Raw genomic sequence first — 26125 nt, 5'->3', positions numbered from 1 at the left:
CCCCGCCCTGCGGCAGGGTGGGGGCACGGTCCTCCAACGGAAGCGGTGCGCGATGAAGCTGGTGGTGCAGGAGTTCCTCACGCTGGACGGTGTGTCGCAGGGACCTGGCTCCCCGGACGAGGACACCAGCGACGGGTTCACGCGCGGCGGCTGGTTCGTGCCGTATGTGGACGAGGAGTTCATGGGGATCGCCGAGGGCTGGCTCGGCGAGGCGGACGGACTGTTGTTCGGTCGCCGGACGTACGAGAACTTCGCGCGGGACTGGCCTGCGATGACCGACCACCCCTTCGCGAAGATCATGAACGGTCTGCCGAAGTACGTCGCCACGCAGAGCCTGACCGGGGCCGACTGGAATCCGACCACGATCCTCGCGGGCAACATCGCCGCCGAGGTCGACGCCCTGAAGCGGCAGCCCGGCCGTGAGCTGCAGATCCACGGCAGCGCACGGCTCGCGCAGTCGCTGCTCGCGGCGGGCCTCGTCGACGAGCTGCGCCTCGCGATCGCGCCCGTCGTGGTCGGCCGGGGCCGCCGCCTGTTCCCGGAGGGCGGCACTCCGGCGGGCCTGCACCCGATCGGTCAGCGCTCCACCGCGGGCGGCCTGTCCGTGCACGTCTTCGCCACGGCGGGACTGCCGTCGTACGGGGTCTACGAGGGTTAGAACAGGGCGGCGGCCGTGTCGGCGGAGCGCTCGAAGGCCAGCAGGCGGCGCTTGCGGTCGAGGCCGCCGCCGTAGCCGGTGAGGTCGCCGTTCGCGCCGATGACTCGGTGGCAGGGGACGATGACGCCGACGGGGTTCTTGCCGTTGGCGAGGCCCACGGCGCGGGAGGCGGCCGGCTTGCCGAGCGCCTCGGCCAGTTCCCCGTACGTACGGGTCTCGCCGTACGGGATCCGCTGGAGCTGCGCCCAGACCGAGCGCTGGAACGGGGTGCCGTGGAGGTCGAGCGGCAGCTCGAACTCCGTCAACTCGCCCTGGAAATAGGCGTTCAGCTGGTCGATGACCGCACCGAACGGGCGCTCGTCGCGGGTACCGAAGGTCTCCTGCGGCGGGCGGTGGCGCTGGTCCTCCATGTAGAGACCGGAGAGGGTGCCGTCGGTGGATACGAGGGTGAGGACGCCGTAGGGGCTGTCGATGAGCGTGTGCTGCTTGTGCGGTTGCATGACTCGTTTCCCCTTACGCGGGAAGGAAATTGATCGGGTGGCCGTCGGTCGCCCACAGGTACTGGGTCGCGTACGCGCGCCAGGGGCGCCACGCCGCCGCCCGTGCGGTCAGCGCCGCCGGGGTGTGCGGCAGGCCCAACTCCTGGGCCGCGCGGCGCATTCCGAGGTCCGTGGGCAGGAACGCGTCCGGGTCGCCGAGGGCGCGCATGGCGATCGCCTCGATGGTCCAGGGCCCGAATCCGGGCAGCTCGGCGAGCCGGGCGCGGGCCTCTTCCCAGTCGGACTCGGGCCCCAACACCAGCTCACCGTCGGCCAGTTGGCGTACGAGAGTGGTGAGAGTCGTGCGGCGGCTGCGGGGCAGCGCGAGCGACTCCGGGTCGAGGGAGGCGAGGGCCGTCGGGGACGGGAAGAGGTGGGTGAGGCCGCCCTCGGGGTCGTCGACGGGTTCACCGTGGGCGAGGACGAGGCGGGCCGCGTGGGTGCGGGCGGCTGCCGTCGAGACCTGCTGGCCGAGCACGGCGCGTACCGCGAACTCGGCCTCGTCGACGGTGCGCGGCACGCGGCGGCCGGGCGCCTTGTCGACGAGTGGCGCCAGGAGCGGGTCGGTGCGGAGCTGGTCGTCGACCGCGACCGGGTCCGCGTCCAGGTCCAGCATGCGGCGGCAGCGGCTGATGGCCACAGTGAGGTCGCGCTGGTCGGTGAGGATCAGGCGGCAGGCGACGTACGTCGCCGTGGGCGTGCCCGGCGGTGTGAGCGTCGCGATGCCGTGGCCGTGCGGCAGGCGGAGGGTGCGCCGGTAGGAACCGTCGCGCCACTCCTCCACGCCGGGTACGGCGGTCGCGGCGAGGTGGCCGAAGAGGTTGTCGGGGTTGAGGGGCTGGCGGAACGGCAGTCGCAGCGCGAGCACTCCCGGGGCGCTCGCCCGCCCCTGGGGTACGCGCGTCCGCAGCTCCGTCGGCGACAACGCGTAGACCTCGCGGACCGTGTCGTTGAAGGCCCGGATCGAGGCGAAGCCGGAGGCGAACGCCACGTCCGAGAGGGGGAGTTGGCTGGTCTCGATGAGGAGACGGGCCGTTTGGGCGCGTTGTGCCCGCGCCAGGGCGAGCGGGCCCGCGCCCAGCTCGGCGAGGAGCTGCCGCTCGATCTGGCGGGCGCTGTAGCCGAGGCGGCGGGCGAGTCCGGGGACGCCCTCGCGGTCCACCACGCCGTCGCCGATGAGGCGCATGGCGCGGGCGGTGAGGTCGGCGCGCCGGTTCCACTCCGGGGAGCCGGGGGTGGTGTCGGGGCGGCACCGCTTGCAGGCCCGGAATCCGGCCTGCTGGCAGGCGGCGGCGCTCGGGTAGAACCGCATGTTGCGCGGCTTGGGCGGCACGACCGGGCAGCCGGGGCGGCAGTAGATGCGGGTCGTCAACACGGCGGTGAAGAAGACTCCGTCGAACCGGGTGTCCTTGGCTTGGACTGCGCGTACGCAACGGTCGGTGTCGGTGTGCATGTGACTAGCGTCGGGCATGGTGAGCCGGGTGGCTGGCGGAAATTCGACATGTACGTCGGCCGGTCCTACGCCTCAGGGCTCTGCCCCGGACCCCGCGCCTCAATCGCCGGCGGGGCTTGAAAGGCGCAGCCGCTTCCACACCGCCTTCGCGGCATTGTGGCCCGACATGCCGTGGACGCCCGGCCCCGGCGGGGAGGCCGAGGAGCAGATGTACACCGCGGGGTGCGGCGTCGTGTACGGGGAGAGGGACAGCTTGGGGCGCAGCAGGAGCTGGAGACCGCTGGCCGCGCCGGACGCGATGTCGCCGCCCACATAGTTCGCGTTGCGAACCGCGAGTTCGGGCGGGCCCGCCGTCGCGCGCGCGAGGACCAGGTCCCTGAACCCCGGGGCGAAGCGCTCCAGTTGGCGCTCAATGGCGTCCGTGAGGTCGCCGTCCCAGCCGTTCGGCACGTGCCCGTACGTCCAGAACGTGTGCTTGCCCTCGGGGGCGCGCGTGGGGTCGGCGACGGTCGGCTGCACCGTGATGAGGAACGGCGCCTCGGGGCCGCGGCCCTCGCGGGACGCGGCGTTCAGCGCCCTGCCGATGTCCGACTGGTACGGGCCGACCTGCACCGTCCCCGCGGTCCTGGCCTCCTTCGCGGTCCACGGCACAGGGCCGTCGAGCGCGTAGTCGACCTTGAAGACACTCGCGCCGTACCGGAAGCGGTCGTAATAGCCGCCGAGTCCGGCGATCCTGGCGAGGGCCTTCGGCGACGTGTCGAAGATGTAGGCGCGGGCGGGCGGCAGGTCGTCGAGCCGCTTCACCTCGTAGTCGGTGTGGATGGCGCCGCCGAGGTCCTTCAGGTAGGCGGCGAGGGCGTCGGAGATCGACTGGGAGCCGCCGCGCGCGACGGGCCACCCGCGCGCGTGCGCGGCGAGGGCGAAGACCAGGCCGATCGCGGAGGTCGCGAAGCCGCCGAGCGGCGCGATGACGTGGGCGACGAGGCCCGAGAGGAGGGCGGGGGCCTTCTCGTCGCGGAAGCGGCGCATCAGCCACGTCGACGGCGGCAGGCCGACGAGGCCGAACCGGGCGAGCGTGACCGGGTCGCGGGGCAGCGCGCTGAGCGGCAGCGACATGAAGTCCTTGACCAGCGCGTCCCAGTGCGGCAGCAACGGCTCGATCAGGCGGCGGTACGCGCCCGCGTCGCGCGGGCCGAAGGACGCCGCGGTCTCGGCGACGGACCGGGACAGGATGGCCGCGCTGCCGTCGGGGAACGGGTGCGCCATCGGCAGTTCGTGGTGGACCCAGTCGAGGCCGTAGCGGTCCAGGGGGAGGTCCCTGAACGCCGGGGAGTTGATGCCCAGCGGGTGGGAGGCCGAGCACGGGTCGTGGCGGAAGCCGGGGAGCGTCAGCTCCTCCGTGCGGGCGCCACCGCCCACCGTGCTCTCGGCCTCGAACACGGCAACGGAGAAGCCGCGCCTGGCCAGTTCAACGGCTGCGGTCAGCCCGTTCGGCCCCGCACCCACCACGACGGCATCGAGCATCGACGGCACCTTCGGACTCCTTTGTCAGCCGATGGCCACTGCCCTGACAGGATATGCCGAGCCACCGACAGCGCCGGTCCGCGGGTCACCCATCCAAGCCCCGCCGGCGATTGAGGCGCGGGGTCCGGGGCAGAGCCCCGAGTCCGCAACCACGGCGCTGGTCAAGAGGCTCAAGAGGCCCCGGCTCGGCCCGCCAGCAATCCCGTCACCCGCCGCGCGGTCTCCGCGTCCCGCGCCGCGGTGAACGGCAGCGCGTTTCCGCCGCGGATCGAGAACGGGATCCCGGCGCGCGTGAGGTGTGCCCCGCCGGCCTCCTCGACCAGGAGCATCCCGGCCGCGTGGTCCCAGGCCAGCTCCCAGCCGAACGCGATCGCGTCCACCGTGCCGCGGGCGATGCCCAGGTACTCCAGGCCCGCCGAACCGCACGGGCGCGGCGCGACGCCGTCCGTCCACAGGCCCAGCAGAGAGCGCTTCTGCTCGTCGGTCGTGAAGTCGGGGTGCGAGGTCGCGACCCGCAGGTCGGTGCCGGGGGCCGGGGGTCCGGCGTGCAGCACCTCTCCGTTGAGCCGTGCGCCCCGGCCGCGGACCGCCACGGCCATCTCGTCGAGCGCGGGCGCGTACGTCCAGGAGGCGAGCACCACGCCGTCGAGCGCGAGGGCGACGAGGGTGCAGAAGCCGGGGTCGCCGTGCACGAACTGGCGGGTGCCGTCGACGGGGTCGACTATCCACACCGGGGCGCTGCCCTGGATCGCCTCGTAGGAGGCCGGGTCCGCCGCGACCGCTTCCTCGCCGACGACGACGGAGCCGGGCAGGAGGGCGGCGAGCTCGCGGGTGAGGTACTCCTCGGCGCGCTTGTCGGCGACCGTCACGAGGTCGTGCGGCGCGCTCTTCTCCTCGATCTCGTCGGCGCCGAGCCGGCGGAAGCGCGGGGTGATCTCGGCGGCCGCGGCGGCGCGGACGATGTCCTCGACGCCGGTCAGGAGCTTGTGGTTGATGTGCGTGTTCAAAAATTCTTCTGTGGTCGGAAAGTCTTCGATGCTCTCCGTCTTCGTTTCGATCATGTCTCCATGAGAACACAGCCCACTGACAACGCCCCCACGACAGGTGAACGCCCGGTGGCCCCTGGATGACATCCAGGGGCCACCGACAAAGGCGCAGGTCAGCGACCGACCGCGTAGCCCTGCATGCCGCGCGGGTTCGCCGCCGCCGACAGGACGCCGGTGCGCGGGTCCCGGGCGACGGCGCACAAGCGGCCCTCGGACCAGGCGTCGCCGATGGTCACGTCGTGGCCGCGGCGGCGCAGCTCGGCGACGACCTCCGCGTTCATGCGGGACTCGACGGTGACCGATCCCGGCCGCATGCCGCGCGGGAAGAAGGAGCCGGGGAACGAGTCGTTGTGCCAGTTCGGGGCGTCGATGGCGCCCTGGAGGTCGAGCCCGCCGCGCACCGCCCCGCGCAGCGCCACGGCGAGGAAGAAGTGCACCTGCCACTGGTCCTGCTGGTCGCCGCCGGGGGTGCCGAAGGCGATCACCGGGACGCCGTCCTTCAGGGCGAGGGACGGGGTGAGCGTGGTGCGGGGGCGCTTGCCGGGCGTGAGCGAGTTCGGCAGGCCCTCCTCGAGCCAGGTCATCTGGAGGCGGGTGCCGAGCGGGAAGCCCAGCTCGGGAACGACCGGGTTGGACTGGAGCCAGCCGCCGGAGGGCGTGGCGGCGACCATGTTGCCCCAGCGGTCGACGATGTCGATGTGGCAGGTGTCACCGCGGGTCAGCCCGTCCTCGCTCACGTCGGGCTCGCCCGGCACCGGGGACGTCGGGCTCTTGGCGACGGTCGGCTCGCCCGCGCCCGCGACACCCATGGCGTCGAAGCCCTCCTCACCGGCGGCCACGGCGTGGGCGTGCGCACTCAAGCGCGGCTCGGCGCCGAGCGGGCTGCCCGGACGCAGCTCGTGGGAGGCCTTCTCCAGGTCGACGAGGGCGCGGCGCGCGGCGTTGTACTCGTCCGACAGCAGCGCGTCCAGAGGGACACCGGAAGGATCGGCGTCGCCGTACCAGGCCTCACGGTCCGCCATCGCGAGCTTGCAGCCCTCGACGAGCAGGTGGACGTAGTCGGCGGACCCGTAGGCGGGCAGTTCGGGCGGGAGCAGGGCGAGCTGCTGGAGGAAGGCGGGGCCCTGGCTCCAGCCGCCGGCCTTGCACAGCGTCCAGCCGTTCCACTCGTACGTCGCCGGGGCCTCGTAGGACGCCGACCACCCCGCGAGGTCCTCGGCGGCCAGCGTGCCGGTGTGCCGCTCGCCGCTGGTGTCCTTCGTGGGCCGCTGCGACTGGCGGACCAGCGCCTCGGCGATGAAGCCCTCGCGCCACAGCTTCCGGGCGGCCTCGATCTGGGCGTCGCGATCGGTGCCGCCGGCCTCCTCGGACTCGGCTATGACGCGCTTCCAGGTGGCGGCGAGCTGCGGGTTGCGGAGCAGTTCGCCGGGCTTGGGGGACTTGCCGTCGACGAGGTAGACCTCGGCGGACGAGGGCCACTCGGTCTCGAACAGCTCGCGCACCGTCTCGACGGTCTCGCCGACGCGCTCCACGGGCGCGTGCCCTTCCTCGGCGTACCCGATGGCGTACTTGAGGACCTCGGCGAGGGTCTTGGTGCCGTGGTCCTTCAGGAGGAGCATCCAGGCGTCGAACGCGCCGGGGACGGCTGCCGCGAGCGGTCCGGTGCCGGGGACGAGGTCCAGGCCGAGCGACTTGTAGTGCGCGACGGTGGCGCCCGCCGGGGCTCCGCCCTGCCCGCACAGCACCTGTACGTCTCCGTCGGTCGGCGCCACGATGATCGGCACCTCGCCTGCGGGTCCGTTCAGGTGCGGCTCCACGACGTGCAGTACGAAGCCCGCGGCAACGGCGGCGTCGTAGGCGTTGCCGCCGTCCTCCAGGACCGCCATCGCGGACTGGGCGGCGAGGTAGTGCGTGGAGGACACCATGCCGAAGGTGCCCTGCAGGGTCGGGCGGGTGGTGAACAACTAAGGCTCCTAGCTGGTGGCGGTGCGGGTGCTGGGGATCGTACGAGACGCTGCCGACAGGGCGGCCGGTGGCGCTGCCGCGTCCGGGGCCGTGCCGTCGTCCGCGACGAGGTGGCAGGAGACCTCCCGGCCGCTCTCGAGCGTGCGCAGGGCCGGGATCTCGGTGCGGCAGCGGTCGACCGCGAGCGGGCAGCGCGTGTGGAAGCGGCAGCCGGCCGGCGGGGCCAGCGGGCTGGGCAACTCGCCGCTGAGGACGATGCGTTCGCGGCTGCGCTGCGTGGTCGGGTCCGGGACGGGCGCCGCCGAGAGCAGCGCCTGCGTGTAGGGGTGCTTCGGGTCCGCGAACAGCTCGCGCGTTGGCGCCTGTTCGACGATCTGGCCGAGGTACATGACGGCGATCCGGTCGGCGAGGTACTCGACGGCCGCGAGGTCGTGCGTGATGAACAGGCAGCCGAAGCCGCGGTCCCGTTGCAGGTCGGCGAGGAGGTTGAGGACCGAGGCCTGTACGGAAACGTCGAGCGCGGAGGTCGGCTCGTCGGCGATCAACAGGTCCGGCTCGACGGACAGCGCGCGGGCGATGGAGATGCGCTGACGCTGGCCTCCGGAGAGCTCGTGCGGGTGCCGGTCGGCGTGCTCGCGGCGCAGCCCCACCTGGTCGAGGAGTTCGGCCGCACGCGCGCGTGCCGCCTCGCCCTTCGCGATGCCGTGCAGCTTGAGCGGCTCGGCGATGATCTGGCCGACGGTCATCCGCGGGTCGAGCGAGGAGGACGGGTCCTGGAAGACCAGGTGGAAGTCCTTGCGCAGCGGCCGCAGGGCGCGCCTCGACATGGTGGTGACGTCGGTGCCGTTGATGCGCACGGTGCCGCCGGTGGGGTCGTCGAGGCGGACGGCGCAGCGCCCGACGGTCGACTTGCCGCTGCCGGACTCGCCGACGAGGCCGACGACCTCGCCGCGCCCGACGGTCAGGGTGACACCATCGGCGGCGCGTACGGTCCCTGCGGAGCCCGCGAAATGCCGTTCCAGGTCGACGAGTTCGAGCACCGTGGCGCTCTTCTCAGCGGCCGTGGTGCTCTTCTCAGAGGTCGCAGGGCTCATGACGCGGTCTCCTGGAGGGTGTGCGGGTGCCAGCAGGCGGCGCGGTGCGGGGCGTCGGCCCCGGCGTCCGCGGCGACGGCCTTGAGGCCGGGGCGGCTCGACGTACAGGTGTCGTCGGCGCGGGCGCAGCGCGGCGCGAACGTGCAGGCGTCGGGCTGGGAGTCGAGGCTCGGCACGAGGCCGGGGATCTCGGGGAGCCGCCGCTTGCCCTCGCCGCCGGGCCGCAGTACGGCGGAGAGCAGCCCGCGCGTGTACGGGTGCTTGGGGTCGGCGAACAGCTCGTGCACCGGCGCCTGTTCGACGGGGCGGCCCGCGTACATGACGAGCACGCGGTCGGCGGTGTCGGCCACCACGCCGAGGTCGTGCGTGATGAGGACGATGGCGGTGCCGAGCCGCTCACGCAGCGACTGGAGCACCTCCAGGATGCCCGCCTGCACGGTGACGTCGAGCGCGGTCGTCGGCTCGTCGGCGATGAGGACGGCGGGGTCGCAGGCGACCGCGATGGCGATCATGACGCGCTGGCGCATGCCGCCGGACAGCTGGTGCGGGTACTCGTCGACGCGTTCGGCAGGGGCGGGGATGCCCACGAGGTCGAGCAGTTCGACGGCACGCACGCGTGCCTGCTTCTTGTTGAGACCCTGGTGGCGGCGGAGCACTTCGCCGATCTGCCGCCCGATGGTGAGCACCGGGTTCAGGGAGGTCATGGGCTCCTGGAAGATCATCGCGATGTCGTTGCCGCGGATCTTTCCGTACGCCTTGTCGTCCGCGCCCGCGAGCTCCTTCTCGCCGATCCGGACGGAGCCGCTGATGTGCGCGGTGGGCGGCAGGAGGCCCATGACGGCCATGGAGGTGACGGACTTTCCGCAGCCCGACTCCCCCACCACGGCGAGCACTTCACCGGCGCGCAGATCGAAGGAGACCTGGTCGACGGCGTGCACGGTGCGGGTGTCGGAGCGGAAGGACACCGACAGGTCCCGGACGCTGAGGACGGGGTCGGAGATCTCAGGGGTCTCAGTGGTCATCGGGTCGCTCCACGGGGGTCGAGGACGTCGCGCAGGCCGTCGCCGAGCAGGTTGAACGCCAGCGTCGCGGCGACGACCGCGAGGCCGGGGAAGACCGCCATCCAGGGCGCGGGCGCGAGGAAGGCCTGGGCGGACGACAGCATCACGCCGAGGGACGGCTCGGGCGGCTGCACGCCGAGGCCGAGGAAGCTGAGCAGGGCCTCGCCGATGATGGCGGTGGGGATGCCGACGGTGGCCTGCACGATCAGCGCCGACGTGGCGTTGGGCAGGATGTGCCGGAACAGGATGGTGCCGTCGCCGCCTCCGTTGGCGACGGCGGCGGCCACGTAGTCCACGTGCTTGAGGCGGAGCGTCTCGGCGCGGGAGATGCGGATGACGGCCGGGATCTGCGAGATGCCGATCGCGATGGTCGCGTTGGTGAGCGAGGGGCCGAGGACGGCGGCGAGGCCGACGGCCAGGACCAGGAACGGGAAGGCGAGCATCGTGTCGGTGACGCGGGACACGACGCTGTCGGCGACCTTGCCGTAGTACCCGGCGAGCAGTCCGAGCGGGACGCCGACGACGAAGGCGAGCACGACCGCGAGCACGCCGACCTGCATCGAGGCGCGGGCCCCGAACACGACGCGGGACAGCTGGTCGCGCCCGAGGTCGTCGGTGCCCAGCCAGTGCGCCCAGCTCGGCGCGGCGAGCACGTCCTCGAAGTTGGCGCGCGAGGGGTCGTACGGGGCGACGAGCGGTGCGAACAGCGCGGCGAGCACGAAGATCGCGGCGATGACGGCGCCGGTCATGGCGAGCTTGTTCTTGCGCAGGGCGCGCAGCTTGGCGTTCCCGGCGGCCCGGGTGCGTATTCCTGTGAGAGCCAGCGTGGTCACCGGGCACCTCCGAGCCGGATGCGCGGGTCGATGACCGAGTACGCCACGTCGACCAGCAGGTTGATGAAGATGTACGCGAACGACGTGCACAGCACCACGCCTTGCAGCGTCGCGTAGTCACGGGTGAAGACGGCGTCGATGGTGAGCTTGCCGAAGCCCGGGAGCACGAAGATCTGCTCGGTGACGACCGCGCCGGAGATCAGGTGGCCGAGTTGCAGGCCGAGCACGGTGACGACGGTGACGAGCGAGTTGCGCAGCGCGTGCCCGCCGACCACCTCGCGGCGCGAGAGGCCCTTGGCGCGGGCCGTGCGCACGTAGTCGGCGGAGAGCGAGTCGAGCATCGCGGCGCGGGTCTGGCGCATGACGACGGCGGCGAGCCCGGAGCCGAGGACGATCGCGGGCAGCACCATGCGGCGCAGGTTGTCGATCGGGTCGGTGCCGAACGGGACGAAGCCGGAGGCAGCGAAGACCGGCACGGCGATCGCGAAGGCGAGGACGAGGACGATGCCGAGCCAGAACGTCGGCACCGAAAGCCCGAGGAGCGCAAGGGCGTTCGCGATCCACTCGGCCGTCTTGCCGCGCCGCACGGCGGCGACGACACCGGCGCCGACACCGAGGATGATCGCCAACAGCAGGGACAGCGCGGCGAGTTCGAGGGTGACGGGCAGCGCCTGCGCGATGGCGTCGGAGACCGGGAGCCCGGTGCGCGAGGAGTTGCCCAGGTCGCCCTGGAGCGCGTGCCCGATGAACCGGCCGTACTGGACCACGATGTTGTCGTCGAGCCCGTACGCGGAGCGGATCGCGGCGAGCGCCTTCGGGCTGCGCTCCTCACCGGCGAGCGCGAGCGCCGGGTCACCGGGCAGCGCACGGATGCCGGCGAACACGACGATCGACACGAGGAACATCGTGATGACGGACTGCCGGATGCGGGTGAGGACGTACCCCGCCATCGGGTGCCCGGAGAGCAGCCCGGACTTCTTCAACGGAGCTTTCTTGACAGCGACTTGAGCGGTCGTCACTTGACGTACCCCGCATCCTTGACTCGGACGAGGCCGTCTCCGTAGACGCGCAGGCCCGCGACGTCCTTTCCGGTGACGACGTAGTTCTTCTGGCGGTAGAGGTAGATCAGGGTGTGCTCGGCGTTCACCTTGCGGATCAACTCGGCGTAGATCTTGTCGCGTTCGGCGGGGTCGGACTCGGTGCGGCCGCGCTTGATCAGCTCGTCGATCTCGGGCTTGCCGAGGCCGTAGGCGTTCATCGCGCCCTTGGTCTGGAGGAAGCTCGCGATGTTGCCGTCCGGGTCGAGCCGTCCCGACCAGCCGCTCTGGAAGGCCTGGTACTGGCCGTTGTCGGTCTCCTCGAGCATGGTGGCGTACTCGGTGGGGCGCAGCGTCAGGGCGAATCCGGCGTCCTTGACCATGGCCTGGATGACCTGGCCGATGCGGCTCCACTCGGGCGTCGTGGGGATCTTCAGCTCCACGTGCACGGCGCCCTTGACGCCCGCCGCCTTCAACAGCCGCTTGGCCTTGGGGACATCGCGCTTCGGGCACTGGGAGGACTTCACACCGGGCGCGATCGCTGACGCCGGGGACATCGGGCCGCAGGCGGGCTCGTACATGCCCTGGAACGCGACCTTGTTGATGAGGTCGCGGTCGATGGCCAGCTCGAAGGCCTCGCGGACGCGGACGTCCTTCGCCATCGCGGTGTCGACCTTGCCGGGCGCCTGGCCGAGGCCCTTGACGTTGCCGACGTTGATGCCGATGCCCTGGTAGCCCAGCGAGGGCGAGTTGTAGAGCCGCAGCTTGTTGTCGGTGAGCGCGCTCTTCACGTCGACGGGGACCATCTGGTCGCCGATCTGGACGTCGCCGGAGCGCAGGTTGGCGAGGCGGACGCTGCCGTCGGGGATCGGCTTGTAGATCACCTTGTCCAGGTGGACGTTCTTGGCGTCGTAGTAGTTCGGGTCCTTGGCGACCACGATGCGGTCGCCTCCGACGCGCTCGACGAAGCGGTAAGGGCCCACGCAGGACGGGTGGTTGGTGAAGCTCTTGCCGTACTTCTTCAGCGCGGTCGGCGACATCACCATGCCGGAGCGGTCGGCGAGCACCGCGGTCAGCGGCACGTACGGCTGCTTCAGGGTGAGCTCGACGCCGTACGGGCCCGTGGCCTTCGCCGACTTGAGCGGGGTCAGCTCGGTGGCGCGGGCGGAGCCGGCCAGGTCGCGGTGGCGCAGCAGGGAGGTGACGACGGCGTCCGCGTTCAGCTTCGTGCCGTCGCTGAACTTCGCGTCCTTGCGTACGTCGAAGGTGACCGTGCGGCCGTCCTTGGAGACCTCGGGCAGTTTGGTCGCGAGTTGCGGCACGACCTTGCCCTGTTCGTCGACGTCGTAGAGCTTCTCGCACATGCCCGCGAAGACGGTGCGGCCCACGAGGGTCTGGGCGAGCGTCGGGTCGAGCTTGTCGGGGTCCGCGTTGAGGGCCACGGTCAGCGTTCCGCCGTCACGGACCGGACGGTTGTCGGACATCCGCTGCCCGCCCACCTCCGTGGCCGATGACTGCAGGGAGCCGCAGCCCGCCAGGGTGGACATCGCCAGGACAACTGCCGTCAGGGCAACCGCTGTTCGGCGCACGAGGGCATACCTCCGCCAGGAATGAGGGGTGAAGAGGGGGAGCGATCAAAGGAATACGAATACGGAAGAACGTATTTCGCATACAGTCCGCACACAAGAGGGTTGTCCGGGATCCGGACAACCCTTGGTGAAGATTGGATAAACACGAGCGGCAAATAGGGCGCGGACCCACAGACTGCCCACAGCTCCGCAGCTCAGCTCACGTCAGTCCAGCGGAGCGAACTCCTCCCCCTCCACCGCACGCAGCTTCCCGAACCGCTCCCTGAGCTCCACCCGGCGCGCCCGGTCCATGGCGAGATTCACCAACTCGCCCGGATCCTCCTGGAGGTCGTACAGCTCGTGGTCGTTGTCGTCGAAGTCGGCGTCCGGGCCGTAGAGCATCGTCGAGGGCTCCGGCTGCTCGCCCAGGTCGGCGGGGAGCCCGCCGCCGACGCCGAAGTAGCGGGCGTACTTGAACCGGCCGTCGAACATGCCGCGCACCGCGTACCGCGTCGCCTGGATCCGGCGGGTGTGCGTGGCCTCGTGCGCGAACAGCACGTAGTCGCGCACCGACGCCCGCGGGTCCCGCAGCACGGGCGTGAGGTCCACTCCGCGGAACGAGTCGGGCGCGGGCACCCCCGCGAGCGCGCAGATCGTCGAGGCGAGGTCGACGTGCGAGGCGAGGGAGTCGCTGACCGTGCCGGGGCGGGTCGTCCCCGGCGCCTTCACGTAGCAGGGCACGCGCATGATCTCGTCGTAGACGAAGGGCCCCTTGGAGCGCAGGCCGTGGCCGCCGCACATGTCGCCGTGGTCGGACGTGAAGACGACGACCGTATCGTCCCAGCCACCGGACTCCTCCAGGGCGCCGAGGACCGTTCCCAGGGATTCGTCGGCGAGGCGGTGCAGTTGGGCGTAGTAGTCGAGCTGGCGCAGCCACGCACCCTTGTCGGCCGGGTCGATGCGGCCGTAGAGACTGTGCTGCTGGTCGTGGCGCCACTGCCGCTGGGTGTCGGGCTTGGTGTGCAGATCGTCGTCGAAGTTGCCGGGCAGTTCGCTGAACACCTCGTCGTACGGCCGCTCGTAGGGCGGGATCGCCTGCCCGCCGCCCCAGTCGCCGTCGAGGAACTGGCGGATGAACTCCATCGTCCGGGGGTGCGCGCGCTGGTATTCGGGCTGGTCGATCGGGTACCACATCACGTCGTGCGGGTTGACGAGCGCGACGGTGAGGAACCAGGGCTCGGGCGCGTCCGCGTTCCGGCGCAGCCAGTGCGCCGCGTTGTTCGCGATGACCGGGTCGAAGTGCACTCCGGTGCCCGCGAGGCCCATGAAGTGGTGGTCGTTGCCGTCCCAGTCCCCGTAGCCGTACGCCTCCATGTCGGGCCGCGCCGAGCGGGACAGGTGCCATTTGCCGATGTACGAGGACCGGTACCCGGCCCCCCGCAGCGCGCCGCCGATGGTGGTGACGGCGGGGTCGAGCTCGGGCTGCCAGGGGAAGATGACGTTCTCGGCGACCTGGTGCTGGGTGACGTACTGGCCCGTCATCATCGTGGCCCGGGAGGGTGAGCAGGGCGAGGAGTGCGTCCAATAGTTGGTGAACTCCATGCCTTCGGCCAACAGCCGCTCACGCCAGGGAAGTTCGACCGTGGCGGGGAGCCAGTCGCGCTGGCGCTCCTGGTCGGAGACCACGAGCAGGATGTTGGGACGCTTGCCTTTCGGGCCTTGAGTCATGTCAACCGACCTTCTCCGTTGGGGAGTTGGGATTTCGGGAGCGCGGCTCCCACGCCGCCGGTCGCCGGGGTCCGCCCGTGCCGCATGAAGGCGGCGACGAGCAGGGCCGCGGCGGCGAAGCCGACCGCCACCAGGAACGCGGACACGTAGCCCGGCTCGGCGTAGAGGATCTTGTCGCCGGCCGCCGGTCCTTCGAGGACGTGCTGGGCGAGTACGGCGCCGAGCACCGTGACGCCCGTGGCGTTGCCGAGGTTGTTGGCGACGCCCATCATTCCGGCGCCGACACCGGTGTGTGTCGCGGGCACGGCCTCGACGACGAGGTTCGACACGGACACGAAGAAGAAGCCGAAGCCGACGCCCGCGAACAGCGCCGCGAGCAGTAGGTGCCACACCTGCGTGTGCAGCGCCGCCAGGAGCGCCGCACTCGTGACGAGGCAGCCGAGCGCGAGCACCAGGCCGGTGCGTGGCGCGTGCCGCCGCGCGAGCAGGCCGCCGAGCGGGCCACCCGCCGCGCTCAACAACCCTTGCGGGACAAGGAAGATGGCGACACCGAGCGGCGCCATGCCGAGCCCGAAACCGGTGCCCTTCGGCGTCTGCACGAGCTGCGGCAGCGTGAGCGCCTGCCCGCCGATCGCCACGGAACCACCGAACGCGGCGAGCAGCGTCCAGCGCAGACCGGGGCCCGCGAGCAGCCGCAGGTCGATCAGCGGATGCGCGGCGCGCAGCTCGCACACCACGAACAGGGCGAGCAGCACGCACGCTCCGGCGGCCACCGCGATCAGCCGCGCCGAGCCCCACCCCCATCGACTGCCCTGCCCCACCGCGAGCAGCACTCCCGCGGCGCCGCAGCCGAAGAGCAGCCCCCCGGCCACATCCACGCGCCGCCGGAGCCGCACCCCCGACTCCGGGAACGTGGCGACGACGAGCGGCGTGAGCACCACCGCGTACAGCAGGCAGAACCAGAAGATCGCCCGGAAGCCGAAGACCTGCGTGAGCACCCCGCCGACGACGGGTCCCACGATGACGCTGAGCCCGATGCCGGTGGTGATCGCGCCCATCGCCACCGGCACGAGGCGCACCGGGAACACATCGCGGATCAGCCCGTACGCGGCCGGGGCGATCACCATGGCGACGCCCTGCACGGCCCGCCCCGCGAGGAACACGGGGAAGTTCGGAGCGACGGCGCACACCAGCGAGCCGAATGCGAAGGCGACGGCCGCGAGCACGATCACCCGCTTCTTGCCGTGCCCGTCGGCGACCTTGCCGAGCAGCGGCTGCGCCACCACCCCGACGAGGCTCACGACGGTGAGCGTCCAGCCGATCGAGGGGGTACGGAACCCGGCCGCCATGTGCTGCAACGCCGGGTAGACCAGGGCGAGTTCGAGCGCGACGACCTCGGTGAGCAGGATCAGCGGGACCAGCCGCAGGACGTACGCGGCGGTGCTGCGGCCTTCAAGTCGGGACGTGTCGGTCACGCTGACGTCTTAACGCGCTTGCGTTAAACAAGCAAGACAACCGACACTCTCCGCCATGGGCACCACGAGCGGAACACGACGCCGCCTCATCGACGTGGCAGAGCACCTCTTCGCCGAACAGGGCATCCACGCCACGTCACTTCGGGAGATCGCCGCGACGGCCGGCCAGCGCAACACATCCGCGGTCGCCTACCACTTCGGCACGAAGCGGGGCCTGATCGACGCGATCTACGAGGACCGGCTCACCGTCACCACGGCACGCCAGCTGGAGCTACTGGAGGCGATCGACGCACAGGGCCGCGGCAAGGAACTCCGGGCACTTACCGGGGTGTTGGTGCGCCCGATGGTCGAGCGCCTGGAGGATCCCGGGCGGCCCAGCCGGTTCCTGCGGTTCGTCGTCAACGCCATGTACGTGGAGGGCATCGCTCCGAACGACCTCAGGGCGCACCCGTGGACGCGCGGCCTGCTGCGCCTGCACTCCCGGATCACGCACTGCATGCCCGAACTCCCGGACCGAGTAAGGGAGAACAGGTGGGACTTCTTCATCGGGCTGCTGCTGCACACGCTCGCGCAGCGGGAGCGCTTGCTGGAGGCCGGGGCCGACCCCGGCGACCAACGCCTGCTCGCGGCCGATCTGGTCGACGCCGGGGTGGCGGTGCTCACCGCCGAGGTGTCGGAGGACACCCCGTGGTGAGCGGCGGGCCGATCAGCTGTCCACCCAGCCGTGCTTACGGCCGCTCTGCACCAACTCCCGGCGGATGGCCAGGATCTGTTCACCCGTCAGGGTCGGTGCCGAGCGCAGCAGCAGCTCTGTGACCTCGTTCGTGAACTCGTCGACCCGCAGCACGTCGCAGAGCACGTCGTCGCCCTCGGCCGCGTGCCGGCCGGGCGCGGGAGCCGAGGCCCCCTCCGCGAGCTGCACCGAAGAGGCCTTGGGCCCGCGGTCGCCGTCCTCGATGTCGAAGGAGACCTTGAGGCCCGTGCGGATGTACGACTCGGGGATCAGGAGATCGTTCACATGCAGGAAGACGTCCTCGCCGCCGTCGTCCGGCGCGATGAATCCATAACCACGCGCTCCGTCGAAGCGCACCACACGACCAGCAACCACACAGACCCCCAACCACCTCGGCGAACCCAGTGTTCGCGGCCTCCAACAACGTGAGCGGATCCTACCGGTCCGCCCCGGCGATCCGACGGACCCACCACCCCCGACGCCCCAGTGTGATGTCGCGGTGACGGAAGTGGCGGTATCCGCACACAGCAACTCATGTGAGACTGGCGTCCCCCGCCCGCCCTGACGTAAGGGACGTACGCCGTGGGTTCTCTCCCGCTCCCGGTCACCCTGACCGCACGCCTGCTGCCCGTCGCCGTGCTCGCCTGCGCGGGCTGGGCCTATTCCGGGCCCATGGCCGAGCAGTCCGCGAGCAAGGGCTCGGAGTCGGCGCCGCAGTCGTCCTCCTCGCCCGACGGGCCCGGCAAGACCGTGGCCTCGAAGACCTTCGCCAAGCCGCCGGCCCCTTGCGAGTCGCTGCCCAAGTCGACGGTCACGTCCCTCGTGCCCGACGCCAAGACGGCGGGCAAGGAGCTGTCGGCCACCGACGAGTCGATCCGCCGCGGCTGCTCGTGGAGCGCCCTGAAGGGGTACGACTACCGCTGGCTCGATGTCTCCTTCGAGGTGAAGGACTCCGACGACCTGGCGAAGAAGGCGTTCGCGTCCGGGGAGGGCGAGAAGCGGACCAGCCCGCTCAAGGGCCTCGGGGACGAGGCGCGCGTGACGAGCTCGCTCACGACGAAGGACAAGCAGGACACCCGTGAGTCCGTCGTGACGGTCCGCGCGGGGAACATGCTGCTGACCGTCACCTACAACGGCAGCGACTTCGAGTCGAAGGGCGCGCCGTCGAACGACACCGTGATCAAGGGCGCCCGCAAGGCCGCCGGGGAAGCGGCGGCCTCCCTCGGCTCGGACAAAGACTCCTCCGGCAAGGACTCCTGACTCAGCCCTGGCTCGGTCGGCCCTGGTTCGGCGGCCAGTTCTTGAACCGCTTCGGGCGCGGCGGCGCGTACGTACGCACCTTCGACGTGCTCAGGCCCATCCGTACGAGCGACTCGGCCACGGTCACGGCCGCCGCGACACCGTCGACGACGGGCACACCGGTACGCGCCCCGACCTCGTCCGCGAGGCCCGCCATGCCGCCGCACCCCAGGCAGATCACCTCGGCCCGGTCGTCCTCCACGGCCCGCGCGGACTGCTCGACGATGGCCTTGACCGCGGCGTCCGGATCCCGTTCGAGGTCGAGCACGGCGAGCCCGCTGGCGCGCACCGAGGCGAGGCGGTCGGTGAGCCCGGCCAGCTTGAGCCGGTCCTCGATGAGCGGCACGGCCCGGTCGAGCGTGGTGACCACGGAGTACTTGTGGCCGAGGTACATCGCCGTACTGGCCGCGGCCTCCGTGATGTCGACGACCGGCACGTCGAGGAGTTCCTGGAGGCCCTCGCGGCCGTGCTCGCCGTAGCCCGCCTGCACGACGGCGTCGAAGGGCTCCGGGTGGGCGCGGACCGTCTCCATGACGGCGATCGCGGCCAGGTAGCTCTCGTAGTTGCCCTCGCAGGAGTCGGGGCCGAACGCCGGGGTGAGCGGCACGATCTCGGTGCCCGGCGAGGCCACGGCCCTGGCCTGCGCACCGATGCTCTCTGTCATGTCCTCGGTGGTGTTGACGTTGCAGACGAGAATGCGCATGGCGGGGTCACAGCTTTCTTGAGTTCGTACGCGTGGTGCTGGTGGTGCGGGTGGTGGGTCAGGCGGCGGGCACCGCGATCTCCTCGCCGTCCACGTCGTTCGCGGTGCGGCTGCGGTCCGCGAGGACGACGTAGAGCAGCGCGGCGAGTCCGGCGCCGATGAACCAGGAGAATCCGGAGAGCGACTTGAACGCGGGGACGAGGGCGATCACGACCGCGACGGCGGCGGACGGGCCGAACGCGCCGACGGCCCGCAGGTGGAACCCGGACCGGTAGTGGTAGTCGCCGTCGGCGGCGTCGGTGTAGAGGTCGGGGACGTTGACCCGCGTTTTGCGGACGAGCCAGTAGTCGGCCATGACGACACCGAAGGCGGGGCCGAGCAGGGCGCCGAGCCCGCCGAGGAAGTAGTTCACGACGGTCGGGCTGTTGTAGAGGTTCCAGGGCAGGATGACGAGCCCGATGACGGCGCTGACGATGCCGGCCTTGCGGAAGTTCAGCTTGCGCGGGAACAGGTTGACCAGCGTGTAGACGGGCGCGACGAAGTTCGCGAGCAGGTTCACCGCGATGGTCAGGACGATGAAGGCCAAGGAGGCGAGCACCATCAGCGGCGTGCTCGGGATGGTCGCGACGATGTCCTCGGGGCCGGAGATGACCGCACCGTTGATCTTGAACTGGCCGCCGGAGAGCACGACGACGATGCCGGCGAAGAAGAGCATGTTGAGCGGGATGCCGACCAGGTTGCCCGCGACGATGGCGCGGCGGCTCTTCGCGGAGCGGGTGAAGTCGCAGAAGTTCAGGACGAAGGTGCCGTAGATGACGACCCACAGCGCGGCGGACTCGAGGATCTGCCGCCAGGCGTCGAGCCCGGTGGGCGCGGAGCCGGTGGAGACCGCGATGGACATGTCCGCCTTGACGAAGATCCAGGCGGCGAGCGCGCACATCGTGATGAGGATGGTGGGCGCTGCGAAGGCCATGTACTTGCGGATGAGTTCCATGCCGTAGCTGACGATGACGACCTGGACGACCCAGAGGGCCAGGAAGGTGATCCAGCCGAGGGTGGACAGGCCCAGGATCGAGTTGTGGTCGAGCGAGGCGGCGCCGGGCGCCAGCTTCTTGACCACGGCGCCGAGCACGACGGCGGCGAGATACGTCTGGATGCCGAACCAGGCGATGGCGACGGCCCCGCGCACGGCGGCGGGGATCTGCGCCCCGCGGGTGCCGAAGGCGATCCGGCTCATCACGGGGAACGGCACGCCGGTCTTCTGGCCCATGTAGCCGGAGAGCGTGAGGAGTCCGAAGAGCAAGGCGGAGGCGACCGCGAAGGCGATCAGGATCTGCCAGACGCTGAGCCCGAGCGCGAACAGGCCCACGGCGAAGGCGTAGTTGCCCAGGCTGTGCACGTCGTTGCCCCACAGCGTGAAGACGTTGTACGCGCCCCAGCGGCGCCCCTCCTTCTTGGTGGGGGCCAGATCGGGACTGTAGAGACCCGGACTCGTGCGGGCGGGTCCTTCGACACCGGCGGTGGGGGTCTGTTCGTGCACGGCAGCCATGACGCGCTCCTGGAGGTCCACAATTTCCGCGATGAGGAATCTCGTTTCCTCTTGGCGGGAAGACGCTACGGCTCGGTTTTGCGGTAATCAATAGGCGTACGCGAAGAAAACACCGTTTCCTCACAGATGAACTAGCCGCCCGATTTGGGCACTTGGTGAGCCGCACACACGTCGGACCCGCACTACCGATTTGGTATACCAAACCCGATGAAGTGCGGGTCCGTCAATGAGTCGGAGGTCACAGAATCCGAGTCAGTCCCTCCGCTGCCCCACCATCAGCACCACGTAGAGCACGAGCGACGCCGCGAGGCCCACCGCCCAGCCGTAGTCGGCCAGCGGTTTGAGGAAGGGGATCAGCCCGTCCACGGGGAACGGACCCGCCTTCTCGCCCTTCGCGTTCAGCGTCGAGTACGAGCCCCCGACGGCCAGCACGCCGCCGACCGCGAAGGCGAGGACGGCGCGCCAGTTCCAGCCGCCGCGGTACCAGTAACGCCCGTCCCGCACATACAGATCGGCGAGGTGCAGCACCGTCCGCCGCACGATCCAGTAGTCGGCGATGAGGATGCCCGCGACGGTGCCGAGCAGCCCCCCGACCACGCCGAGCCACGTGAAGATGTACAGCTCGGGTGTCGACGTCAGCTTCCATGGCATGACCAGGACGCCCACCACACCCGTGATGATCGCGCCCGTCCGGAAGCTGATGAGCTTCGGCGCCAGGTTCGCCAGGTCGTACGCGGGTGAGACCACGTTGGCCGCGACATTCACCGAGATCGTCGCCACGAAGACCGTGATCAGCGCGAAGAGCAGGCCGAACACGCTGTCCGTCTTGGCGGCCAGCGCCACCGGGTCCCAGATGGGCGCCCCGTAGACCTGTTCGGAGCCCGCCGTCACCAGGACCGACATCAGCGCGAACAGGGTCATGGTCGTCGGCAGGCCCAACGTCTGGCCCCAGACCTGCGCCCGCTGCCCCTTCCCGAAGCGCGTGAAGTCCGGGATGTTCAACGACAGTGTGGACCAGAAGCCGATCATGCCCATCAGGCCGGGGAAGAAGATCTTCCAGAAGTCCGGGCCCCAGCCGACCTTCGACGGCTCGTCCAGCAGCGGGCCGAAGCCGCCCGCCTTGTTCGCGATCCACACCAGCAGCACCACCGCGCCGACGAGCACGAAGGGCGCCGCCCAGTTCTCGAAGCGGCGCAGCGTCTCCATCCCCCGGTAGATGATGGCGAGTTCGAGGATCCAGAAGAGGAAGAAGCAGAGCCACAGGGTCCACGGATAGCCGCCGACCTCGGCCGCTCCCGTCCACCCTCCGAAGATCTTCCCGAGGAGGACGAAGATGCCCTGGCCGCCGATCCACGTCTGGATGCCGAACCAGCAGCAGGCCACCGCCGCCCGCACCAGCGCGGGCAGATTGGCGCCGCGGACACCGAAGCCGGCCCGCGCCAGGACCGGGAAGGGAATGCCGTACTTGGGTCCCGCGTGCCCGGTCAGCAGCATGGGGAGCAGGACGATGACGTTCGCGAGGGCGATCGTGAGGACCGCCTGTTTCCAGTCCATGCCCAGGGCGACGAGCCCAGACGCGAGCGTCCACGACGGGATGCAGTGCGCCATCCCGATCCACAGGGCCACGAAGTTGTACGTGGTCCAGCGGCGGTCGGCGAGCGGGACGGGGCGCAGGTCCTCATTTGCGTAGCGGCTGTCGGCCGGATAGGCGTCGGCGGCGAGCTCCACCGCGGGCAGCGGCGCTCTCGGGGCGGTGTCGGTCATGGGCAGTCCGTTCTGCGGAGGGAGACTCTGCGGAGGGAGACGGGAACAGCGGCCGTGCGGGTGCGGTGCCGTCAACTGCCTTGCCTTGTACGGGTGTTGCGCCGTGCCTTATTGGTTGATCGCGTTGACCGCGGGGATCACGTCCCTGCCGTACGCGTCGATCACCGCCTCCTTCGCGTCGTGCATGTCGTACAGGGCGAACTGATCGACGCCCAACTCCCTTAGCTCACGCAGCTTTTCGATGTGCGCGGCGGGCGGGCCGAGCAGACAGAAGCGGTCCACGATCTCGTCGGGCACGAACGCCGTGTCCGGGTTTCCCGAGCGGCCGTGATGCGCGTAGTCGTACCCCTCGCGCGCCTTGATGTACTCCGTCAGCGCGTCGGGGACCATGCCGGAGTGCGCGCCGTACTTTTCCACCAGGTCGGCCACGTGGTTGCCGACCATGCCGCCGAACCAGCGGCACTGCTCGCGCGCGTGGGCGAGCGCCTCCGGCGAGTCGTCGGCCGTGACGTAGGCGGGCGCGGCGACGCAGATCTTCACCGCGGAGGGGTCGCGGCCCGCCGCGATCGCCGCGTCCCGCACGGCCTTCACCATCCACTCGGTGAGGAACGGGTCGGCGAGCTGGAGGATGAACCCGTCGGCCTCCTCACCGGCCATCTTGAGCGCCTTGGGCCCGTACGCCGCCATCCAGACCGGGAGTTCGGCGCCCTCGCGCACCCAGGGGAAGCGGACGAGTGAGCCGCCACCGAGGTCGGCCTCCTCGCCCCGTCCCAGCGCGCGGATCACCTTCATCGCGTCGCTGATCCGCGCGAGCGTGTTCGGCTTGCGGCCTGCGACCCGCATCGCGGAGTCGCCGCGCCCGATGCCGCACACGGTGCGGTTTCCGTACATGTCGTTGAGCGTCGCGAACGTCGAGGCGGTCACCTCCCAGGTGCGCGTGCCCGGGTTGGTGACCATCGGACCGATCGTCAGCCGCTCGGTCTCCGCGAGGATCCGGCTGTAGATGACGAACGGCTCCTGCCACAGCACACACGAGTCGAAGGTCCACCCGTACGTGAAGCCGGAGCGCTCGGCGCGTTTCATCAGGTCCACGACCGCGGACGCCGGCGGGTCGGTCTGCAGGACAAGTCCAAAGTCCATGGGAAGCCCCTCATTTGGAAGGGACAATCGTGGACCTCCCGTGGGGGCTTGGCAAGAGGGGCTCTACGCGCGTCCAGCTTCTGTCACCGGCCGGGGAACGTGCCGAGGTCGGCGATTCGATACCCGTTCGGATAGCCGCGCACGGTGCTGCTGTCCCGGCCGTGCCGCGGCGTGCTCCGCGCCGGGAGCAGGCCGACGAGCCGGCCGCGCATCCTGAGCCCGCCGCGCACCACCCGTTCGGTGGCCGGCTTCGGGTCCTTGTAGCCGAACGCGGCACGCAGCGGAGGGTCCATCAGACAGACGGAGGCCCGGCGCACGGCAGCGCCGACCGGGCCCGGATACCAGGACGCCATCAGGTCGAGCGTCGCCTCCGACACCGCGTGCCCGCCCGCGTCGTACGCGAAGTGCCGCCGCTCGTAGTCGTCCATGAGCCGCTCGAACTCCTCGTACGTCTCCGGGATGCCCTTGATGTTCATGCGCCGGCCGAGGTCCCGGTAGTAATTGGTCGCCGCGCGCACCTCGTGGCGCGAGTACGGCCGCCACGCGTAGGCGTCCATCCAGCGCTTGGGCACGACGACGAAGGTCGACAGGACGTAGCGGTAGTCGTCATTGGAGATGTCGTACGCGCCGTGCATCCGGTTCATCCGGCGCACCGCCTCGCGCCCCTCCCCCGTGTCGGGACCGTGCTCGCCGACCGCGTCGAGGATGAGCACCGTGTCGTCGTACCGCTTCTGCGGGCGTTCGGTGAACTCGCCGGTGCGGTTCAGGAGTTGACCGATGCTCGGCACCGCGTACGTCCGGTAGAGGGCGAACCCCAGGGCCTGCACGGTGTCCCAGGGGAATTCGTACGACGAGCTGATGCCGTAGATCTCGTGGTAGTCGGTGTCGGGGTCGAGCCGGCGGATCTGTCGTATCCAGTGGTCGCGCCGCACGCTGGTCCTCCTTGGGCCGTGGCGCACGGCGGGGCCGCTCCCCGACGTGCCCGCCGCCCCACCTTCGTACGGCCACCTTCAAGGATCAAGACCGACCACGCCCGTACACGGCACGCGGGCGCGGGTGACGGAGGTCACGGCGACGTGTGGGTCGAACGCGGAATTCGCGGGTCTGTCCCGCTGCTGCACGGTTGTCGGCCGATCTCTGTCCCAGGGACCGGCCTCCCGTTCTTCGAAAGGCTCCCCGCACCATGCTGGCCCTGCTGGCCCTGGCCGTTGTCGCGTTCGGCATCGGCACCACCGAGTTCGCCACGATGGGGCTGCTGCCCCAGATCGCCGACGGCATCGGCGTGTCGGTGCCGCACGCCGGCAACCTCGTCTCCGCGTACGCGCTCGGTGTCGTCGTCGGCGCCCCCGTCCTGACGGGCATCGGCGCGCGCATCCCCCACAAGCGGCTGCTGCTGCTCCTGTCCGGCCTCTTCGTGATCGGCAACGTCGCGTCGGCGCTCGCCCCGAACTTCGGCCTGCTCTTCGCCGCGCGCTTCCTCGCCGGTCTGCCGCACGGCGCGCTGTTCGGTGTGGGCGCCGTCGTCGCGTCCCGGCTCGTCACGCCCGACCGGGCGGCCCGCGCCGTCTCGAAGATGTTCCTCGGCCTCACCGTCGCGAACATCGTCGGCGTCCCCGCGAGCACGGCCCTCGGCCAGCACCTGGGGTGGCGCTCCGCCTACTGGGCGGTCGCCGTCATCGGTGGTGTCGCCCTCGCGGCGCTCGCCCTCTTCGTCCCGCACCAGCCGCGCGGCGGACAGACCGGGATCCGGCACGAGCTGCGGGCGATGGGCAACCGGCAGGTCGTGATCGGCCTGGCCACGGCCGTGGTGGGCTTCGGCGGATTCTTCGCCGTCTACAGCTACCTGGTGCCCATGCTGACGAACGTCACGGGCATCTCCGACTCCTCGACGACCTTGGTCCTCGCGCTCTACGGCGTCGGCATGACGCTCGGCACGTTGCTCGCGGGCCCGCTCACCGACCGCGCCCTGCGGCCCACGCTGTACGCGGGACTCGCCCTGCTCGCGGCGGCGCTCGTGGCGTTCTACTTCGCGGTCCACAGCACGGTGCCCGCGCTGATCGTCATCGCCCTCGTCGGAGCGCTCGGCTCCCTCATCACGACGCCCGTGCAGATGCTGCTGATGGCCAAGGCGGACGCGGCGCCGACCATGGCGGCGGCCTCCAACCACTCCGCCTTCAACCTCGCCAACGCGGGCGGCGCCTGGCTCGGCGGCCAGGCCATCTCGGCGGGCTGGGGCTGGACCTCCCCCGCCCTGGTGGGCGCGGCACTCGCCGTCGCCGGCCTCGGCCTGGCCTTCGCGGGAGGCCTCATGGACCGCGGCGCCCGCCACTCCGACGTGGTCGCCTCGTCCACCCCCGAGTCGTCGGCACAGACCGACCAGGTCACGCTGACGAAGCCCTGACCGCTACGCTCCCAGCACCCCAACCGCCCCATGGCGCCGAGTCCTCGGACTGCGGCGACCCATGGGGCGGCGGTAGGGGCAGATGCGGCTGCGGCGCGTGGCTCAGTACTGCTCTGTTTCGATGAACCTGGCGTCCGCGCCGTCGTCGGCGCCGAAGGCATCCGCGGCGGCGGTCGGGTCGAATCCGGGCGGGCTGTCCTTCAGGCCCAGGCCCATGCCGGCCAGCTTCGCCTTGACCTCGTCGATCGACTTCGAACCGAAGTTGCGGATGTCGAGCAGGTCGGCCTCGGAACGGCCCACGAGCTCGCCCACGGAGTGGACTCCCTCGCGCTTCAGGCAGTTGTACGAGCGGACGGTGAGGTCGAGCTCCTCGATCGGCAGGATCAGGTCGGCGGCGAGCGCCTCGTCGACGGGCGACGCGCCCATCTCGATGCCCTCGGCGTCGATGTTCAGCTCGCGGGCGAGACCGAACAGCTCGACCAGCGTCTTACCGGCGGAGGCCATGGCGTCACGCGGACGCATCGCCTGCTTGGTCTCGACGTCGACGATCAGCTT

At 70.8% G+C, this 26125-nt stretch carries 23 protein-coding genes; 4 read left to right on the top strand and 19 right to left on the bottom strand.

All coding sequences use genetic code 11. The features are described from left to right. The first annotated feature begins 52 nt into the window (after positions 1 to 52). Positions 53 to 658 (top strand): dihydrofolate reductase family protein, encoded by a 606-nt coding sequence (locus ABT004_RS24385; protein WP_351340636.1) that lies wholly within the window; start codon positions 53 to 55, stop codon positions 656 to 658. Here ABT004_RS24385 and ABT004_RS24380 read toward each other — a convergent pair. From ABT004_RS24380 to ABT004_RS24325, 12 genes are all read right to left on the bottom strand, one after another. Further along, positions 655 to 1158: a methylated-DNA--[protein]-cysteine S-methyltransferase gene (locus ABT004_RS24380; RefSeq protein WP_351340633.1), complete on the bottom strand. Its 504-nt coding sequence runs from the start codon at positions 1156 to 1158 to the stop codon at positions 655 to 657. The two genes, ABT004_RS24385 and ABT004_RS24380, sit on opposite strands and share 4 nt — an antisense overlap. 13 nt (positions 1159 to 1171) lie before the next feature. Then, positions 1172 to 2650 (bottom strand): AlkA N-terminal domain-containing protein, encoded by a 1479-nt coding sequence (locus ABT004_RS24375; protein ID WP_351340631.1) that lies wholly within the window; start codon positions 2648 to 2650, stop codon positions 1172 to 1174. Between the two features lie 99 nt (positions 2651 to 2749). Further along, positions 2750 to 4174 (bottom strand): phytoene desaturase family protein, encoded by a 1425-nt coding sequence (locus ABT004_RS24370; protein ID WP_351340662.1) that lies wholly within the window; start codon positions 4172 to 4174, stop codon positions 2750 to 2752. A gap of 170 nt (positions 4175 to 4344) precedes the next feature. After that, positions 4345 to 5235 carry an inositol monophosphatase family protein gene (locus ABT004_RS24365; RefSeq protein ID WP_351340628.1) on the bottom strand — a complete coding sequence of 297 codons (891 nt, stop codon included), beginning with the start codon at positions 5233 to 5235 and terminating at the stop codon, positions 4345 to 4347. 98 nt (positions 5236 to 5333) lie between these two features. Continuing rightward, positions 5334 to 7184, bottom strand: coding sequence for a gamma-glutamyltransferase family protein (locus ABT004_RS24360; protein WP_351340626.1), 1851 nt, complete (start codon positions 7182 to 7184; stop codon positions 5334 to 5336). Positions 7185 to 7193: 9 nt separating this feature from the next. Beyond that, a complete protein-coding gene (locus ABT004_RS24355) occupies positions 7194 to 8279 on the bottom strand; it encodes an ABC transporter ATP-binding protein (protein WP_351340623.1) in 1086 nt (361 codons plus the stop codon). After that, a complete protein-coding gene (locus ABT004_RS24350; RefSeq protein WP_351340620.1) occupies positions 8276 to 9301 on the bottom strand; it encodes an ABC transporter ATP-binding protein in 1026 nt (341 codons plus the stop codon). Before ABT004_RS24350 ends, ABT004_RS24355 begins: the two co-directional genes overlap by 4 nt. Continuing rightward, positions 9298 to 10164 (bottom strand): ABC transporter permease, encoded by an 867-nt coding sequence (locus tag ABT004_RS24345; RefSeq protein ID WP_451193255.1) that lies wholly within the window; start codon positions 10162 to 10164, stop codon positions 9298 to 9300. The genes ABT004_RS24350 and ABT004_RS24345 overlap by 4 nt, the downstream gene beginning before the upstream one ends. Positions 10165 to 10169: 5 nt before the next feature. After that, positions 10170 to 11123 carry an ABC transporter permease gene (locus tag ABT004_RS24340; RefSeq protein ID WP_351340659.1) on the bottom strand — a complete coding sequence of 318 codons (954 nt, stop codon included), beginning with the start codon at positions 11121 to 11123 and terminating at the stop codon, positions 10170 to 10172. A 65-nt stretch (positions 11124 to 11188) separates the two neighbouring features. Beyond that, positions 11189 to 12799 (bottom strand): ABC transporter substrate-binding protein, encoded by a 1611-nt coding sequence (locus ABT004_RS24335; protein WP_351340614.1) that lies wholly within the window; start codon positions 12797 to 12799, stop codon positions 11189 to 11191. Between the two features lie 204 nt (positions 12800 to 13003). After that, a complete protein-coding gene (locus ABT004_RS24330; protein WP_351340612.1) occupies positions 13004 to 14506 on the bottom strand; it encodes a sulfatase-like hydrolase/transferase in 1503 nt (500 codons plus the stop codon). Beyond that, a complete protein-coding gene (locus ABT004_RS24325; RefSeq protein ID WP_351340609.1) occupies positions 14503 to 15981 on the bottom strand; it encodes an MFS transporter in 1479 nt (492 codons plus the stop codon). The genes ABT004_RS24330 and ABT004_RS24325 overlap by 4 nt, the downstream gene beginning before the upstream one ends. 55 nt (positions 15982 to 16036) lie before the next feature. Between ABT004_RS24325 and ABT004_RS24320 the strand changes: the two genes are divergently transcribed. Further along, positions 16037 to 16675: a TetR/AcrR family transcriptional regulator gene (locus tag ABT004_RS24320; protein WP_351340606.1), complete on the top strand. Its 639-nt coding sequence runs from the start codon at positions 16037 to 16039 to the stop codon at positions 16673 to 16675. 12 nt (positions 16676 to 16687) lie between these two features. On the opposite strand, the gene ABT004_RS24315 is transcribed toward ABT004_RS24320, so the two are convergent. After that, a complete protein-coding gene (locus tag ABT004_RS24315) occupies positions 16688 to 17089 on the bottom strand; it encodes a cold-shock protein (RefSeq protein WP_351340604.1) in 402 nt (133 codons plus the stop codon). A 207-nt stretch (positions 17090 to 17296) separates the two neighbouring features. Between ABT004_RS24315 and ABT004_RS24310 the strand changes: the two genes are divergently transcribed. Beyond that, complete coding sequence (locus ABT004_RS24310) at positions 17297 to 17974, top strand: hypothetical protein (protein WP_351340601.1); 678 nt, start codon at positions 17297 to 17299, stop codon at positions 17972 to 17974. A 1-nt stretch (position 17975) separates the two neighbouring features. On the opposite strand, the gene ABT004_RS24305 is transcribed toward ABT004_RS24310, so the two are convergent. The 5 genes from ABT004_RS24305 to ABT004_RS24285 all read right to left on the bottom strand — a co-directional run bounded on the left by ABT004_RS24305 (position 17976) and on the right by ABT004_RS24285 (position 24101). After that, positions 17976 to 18716: an aspartate/glutamate racemase family protein gene (locus ABT004_RS24305; RefSeq protein ID WP_351340599.1), complete on the bottom strand. Its 741-nt coding sequence runs from the start codon at positions 18714 to 18716 to the stop codon at positions 17976 to 17978. 58 nt (positions 18717 to 18774) lie between these two features. Next, positions 18775 to 20265, bottom strand: coding sequence for an NCS1 family nucleobase:cation symporter-1 (locus ABT004_RS24300; RefSeq protein WP_351340596.1), 1491 nt, complete (start codon positions 20263 to 20265; stop codon positions 18775 to 18777). Positions 20266 to 20517: 252 nt separating this feature from the next. Continuing rightward, a complete protein-coding gene (locus tag ABT004_RS24295; RefSeq protein ID WP_351340593.1) occupies positions 20518 to 22029 on the bottom strand; it encodes an NCS1 family nucleobase:cation symporter-1 in 1512 nt (503 codons plus the stop codon). A gap of 108 nt (positions 22030 to 22137) precedes the next feature. Further along, a complete protein-coding gene (locus tag ABT004_RS24290; protein ID WP_351340590.1) occupies positions 22138 to 23169 on the bottom strand; it encodes a TIGR03842 family LLM class F420-dependent oxidoreductase in 1032 nt (343 codons plus the stop codon). Between the two features lie 83 nt (positions 23170 to 23252). Beyond that, positions 23253 to 24101 carry an oxygenase MpaB family protein gene (locus ABT004_RS24285; RefSeq protein WP_351340587.1) on the bottom strand — a complete coding sequence of 283 codons (849 nt, stop codon included), beginning with the start codon at positions 24099 to 24101 and terminating at the stop codon, positions 23253 to 23255. A gap of 251 nt (positions 24102 to 24352) precedes the next feature. Between ABT004_RS24285 and ABT004_RS24280 the strand changes: the two genes are divergently transcribed. Continuing rightward, positions 24353 to 25570: an MFS transporter gene (locus ABT004_RS24280; RefSeq protein WP_351340584.1), complete on the top strand. Its 1218-nt coding sequence runs from the start codon at positions 24353 to 24355 to the stop codon at positions 25568 to 25570. Between the two features lie 102 nt (positions 25571 to 25672). Here ABT004_RS24280 and ABT004_RS24275 read toward each other — a convergent pair. Further along, positions 25673 to 26125 (bottom strand): DNA-directed RNA polymerase subunit alpha C-terminal domain-containing protein (locus ABT004_RS24275; protein WP_351340581.1); only part of this gene is annotated, 453 nt, incomplete at its 5' end.

The organism is Streptomyces sp. NPDC002790, assembly GCF_040295505.1.
GTDB lineage: Bacteria > Actinomycetota > Actinomycetes > Streptomycetales > Streptomycetaceae > Streptomyces.
This window is presented reverse-complemented; position numbering and strand designations above follow the sequence as displayed.

Excerpts from the sequence above, each read along its gene's own strand:
- ABT004_RS24350 (WP_351340620.1), bottom strand. The coding sequence starts at position 9,301 with ATGACCACTGAGACCCCTGAGATCTCCGACCCCGTCCTCAGCGTCCGG.
- ABT004_RS24330 (WP_351340612.1), bottom strand. The coding sequence starts at position 14,506 with ATGACTCAAGGCCCGAAAGGCAAGCGTCCCAACATCCTGCTCGTGGTC.
- ABT004_RS24380 (WP_351340633.1), bottom strand. The coding sequence starts at position 1,158 with ATGCAACCGCACAAGCAGCACACGCTCATCGACAGCCCCTACGGCGTC.
- ABT004_RS24300 (WP_351340596.1), bottom strand. The coding sequence starts at position 20,265 with ATGGCTGCCGTGCACGAACAGACCCCCACCGCCGGTGTCGAAGGACCC.
- ABT004_RS24340 (WP_351340659.1), bottom strand. The coding sequence starts at position 11,123 with ATGGCGGGGTACGTCCTCACCCGCATCCGGCAGTCCGTCATCACGATG.
- ABT004_RS24355 (WP_351340623.1), bottom strand. The coding sequence starts at position 8,279 with ATGAGCCCTGCGACCTCTGAGAAGAGCACCACGGCCGCTGAGAAGAGC.
- ABT004_RS24370 (WP_351340662.1), bottom strand. The coding sequence starts at position 4,174 with ATGCTCGATGCCGTCGTGGTGGGTGCGGGGCCGAACGGGCTGACCGCA.
- ABT004_RS24365 (WP_351340628.1), bottom strand. The coding sequence starts at position 5,235 with ATGATCGAAACGAAGACGGAGAGCATCGAAGACTTTCCGACCACAGAA.
- ABT004_RS24375 (WP_351340631.1), bottom strand. The coding sequence starts at position 2,650 with ATGCACACCGACACCGACCGTTGCGTACGCGCAGTCCAAGCCAAGGAC.
- ABT004_RS24295 (WP_351340593.1), bottom strand. The coding sequence starts at position 22,029 with ATGACCGACACCGCCCCGAGAGCGCCGCTGCCCGCGGTGGAGCTCGCC.
- ABT004_RS24305 (WP_351340599.1), bottom strand. The coding sequence starts at position 18,716 with ATGCGCATTCTCGTCTGCAACGTCAACACCACCGAGGACATGACAGAG.
- ABT004_RS24385 (WP_351340636.1), top strand. The coding sequence starts at position 53 with ATGAAGCTGGTGGTGCAGGAGTTCCTCACGCTGGACGGTGTGTCGCAG.
- ABT004_RS24290 (WP_351340590.1), bottom strand. The coding sequence starts at position 23,169 with ATGGACTTTGGACTTGTCCTGCAGACCGACCCGCCGGCGTCCGCGGTC.
- ABT004_RS24280 (WP_351340584.1), top strand. The coding sequence starts at position 24,353 with ATGCTGGCCCTGCTGGCCCTGGCCGTTGTCGCGTTCGGCATCGGCACC.
- ABT004_RS24320 (WP_351340606.1), top strand. The coding sequence starts at position 16,037 with ATGGGCACCACGAGCGGAACACGACGCCGCCTCATCGACGTGGCAGAG.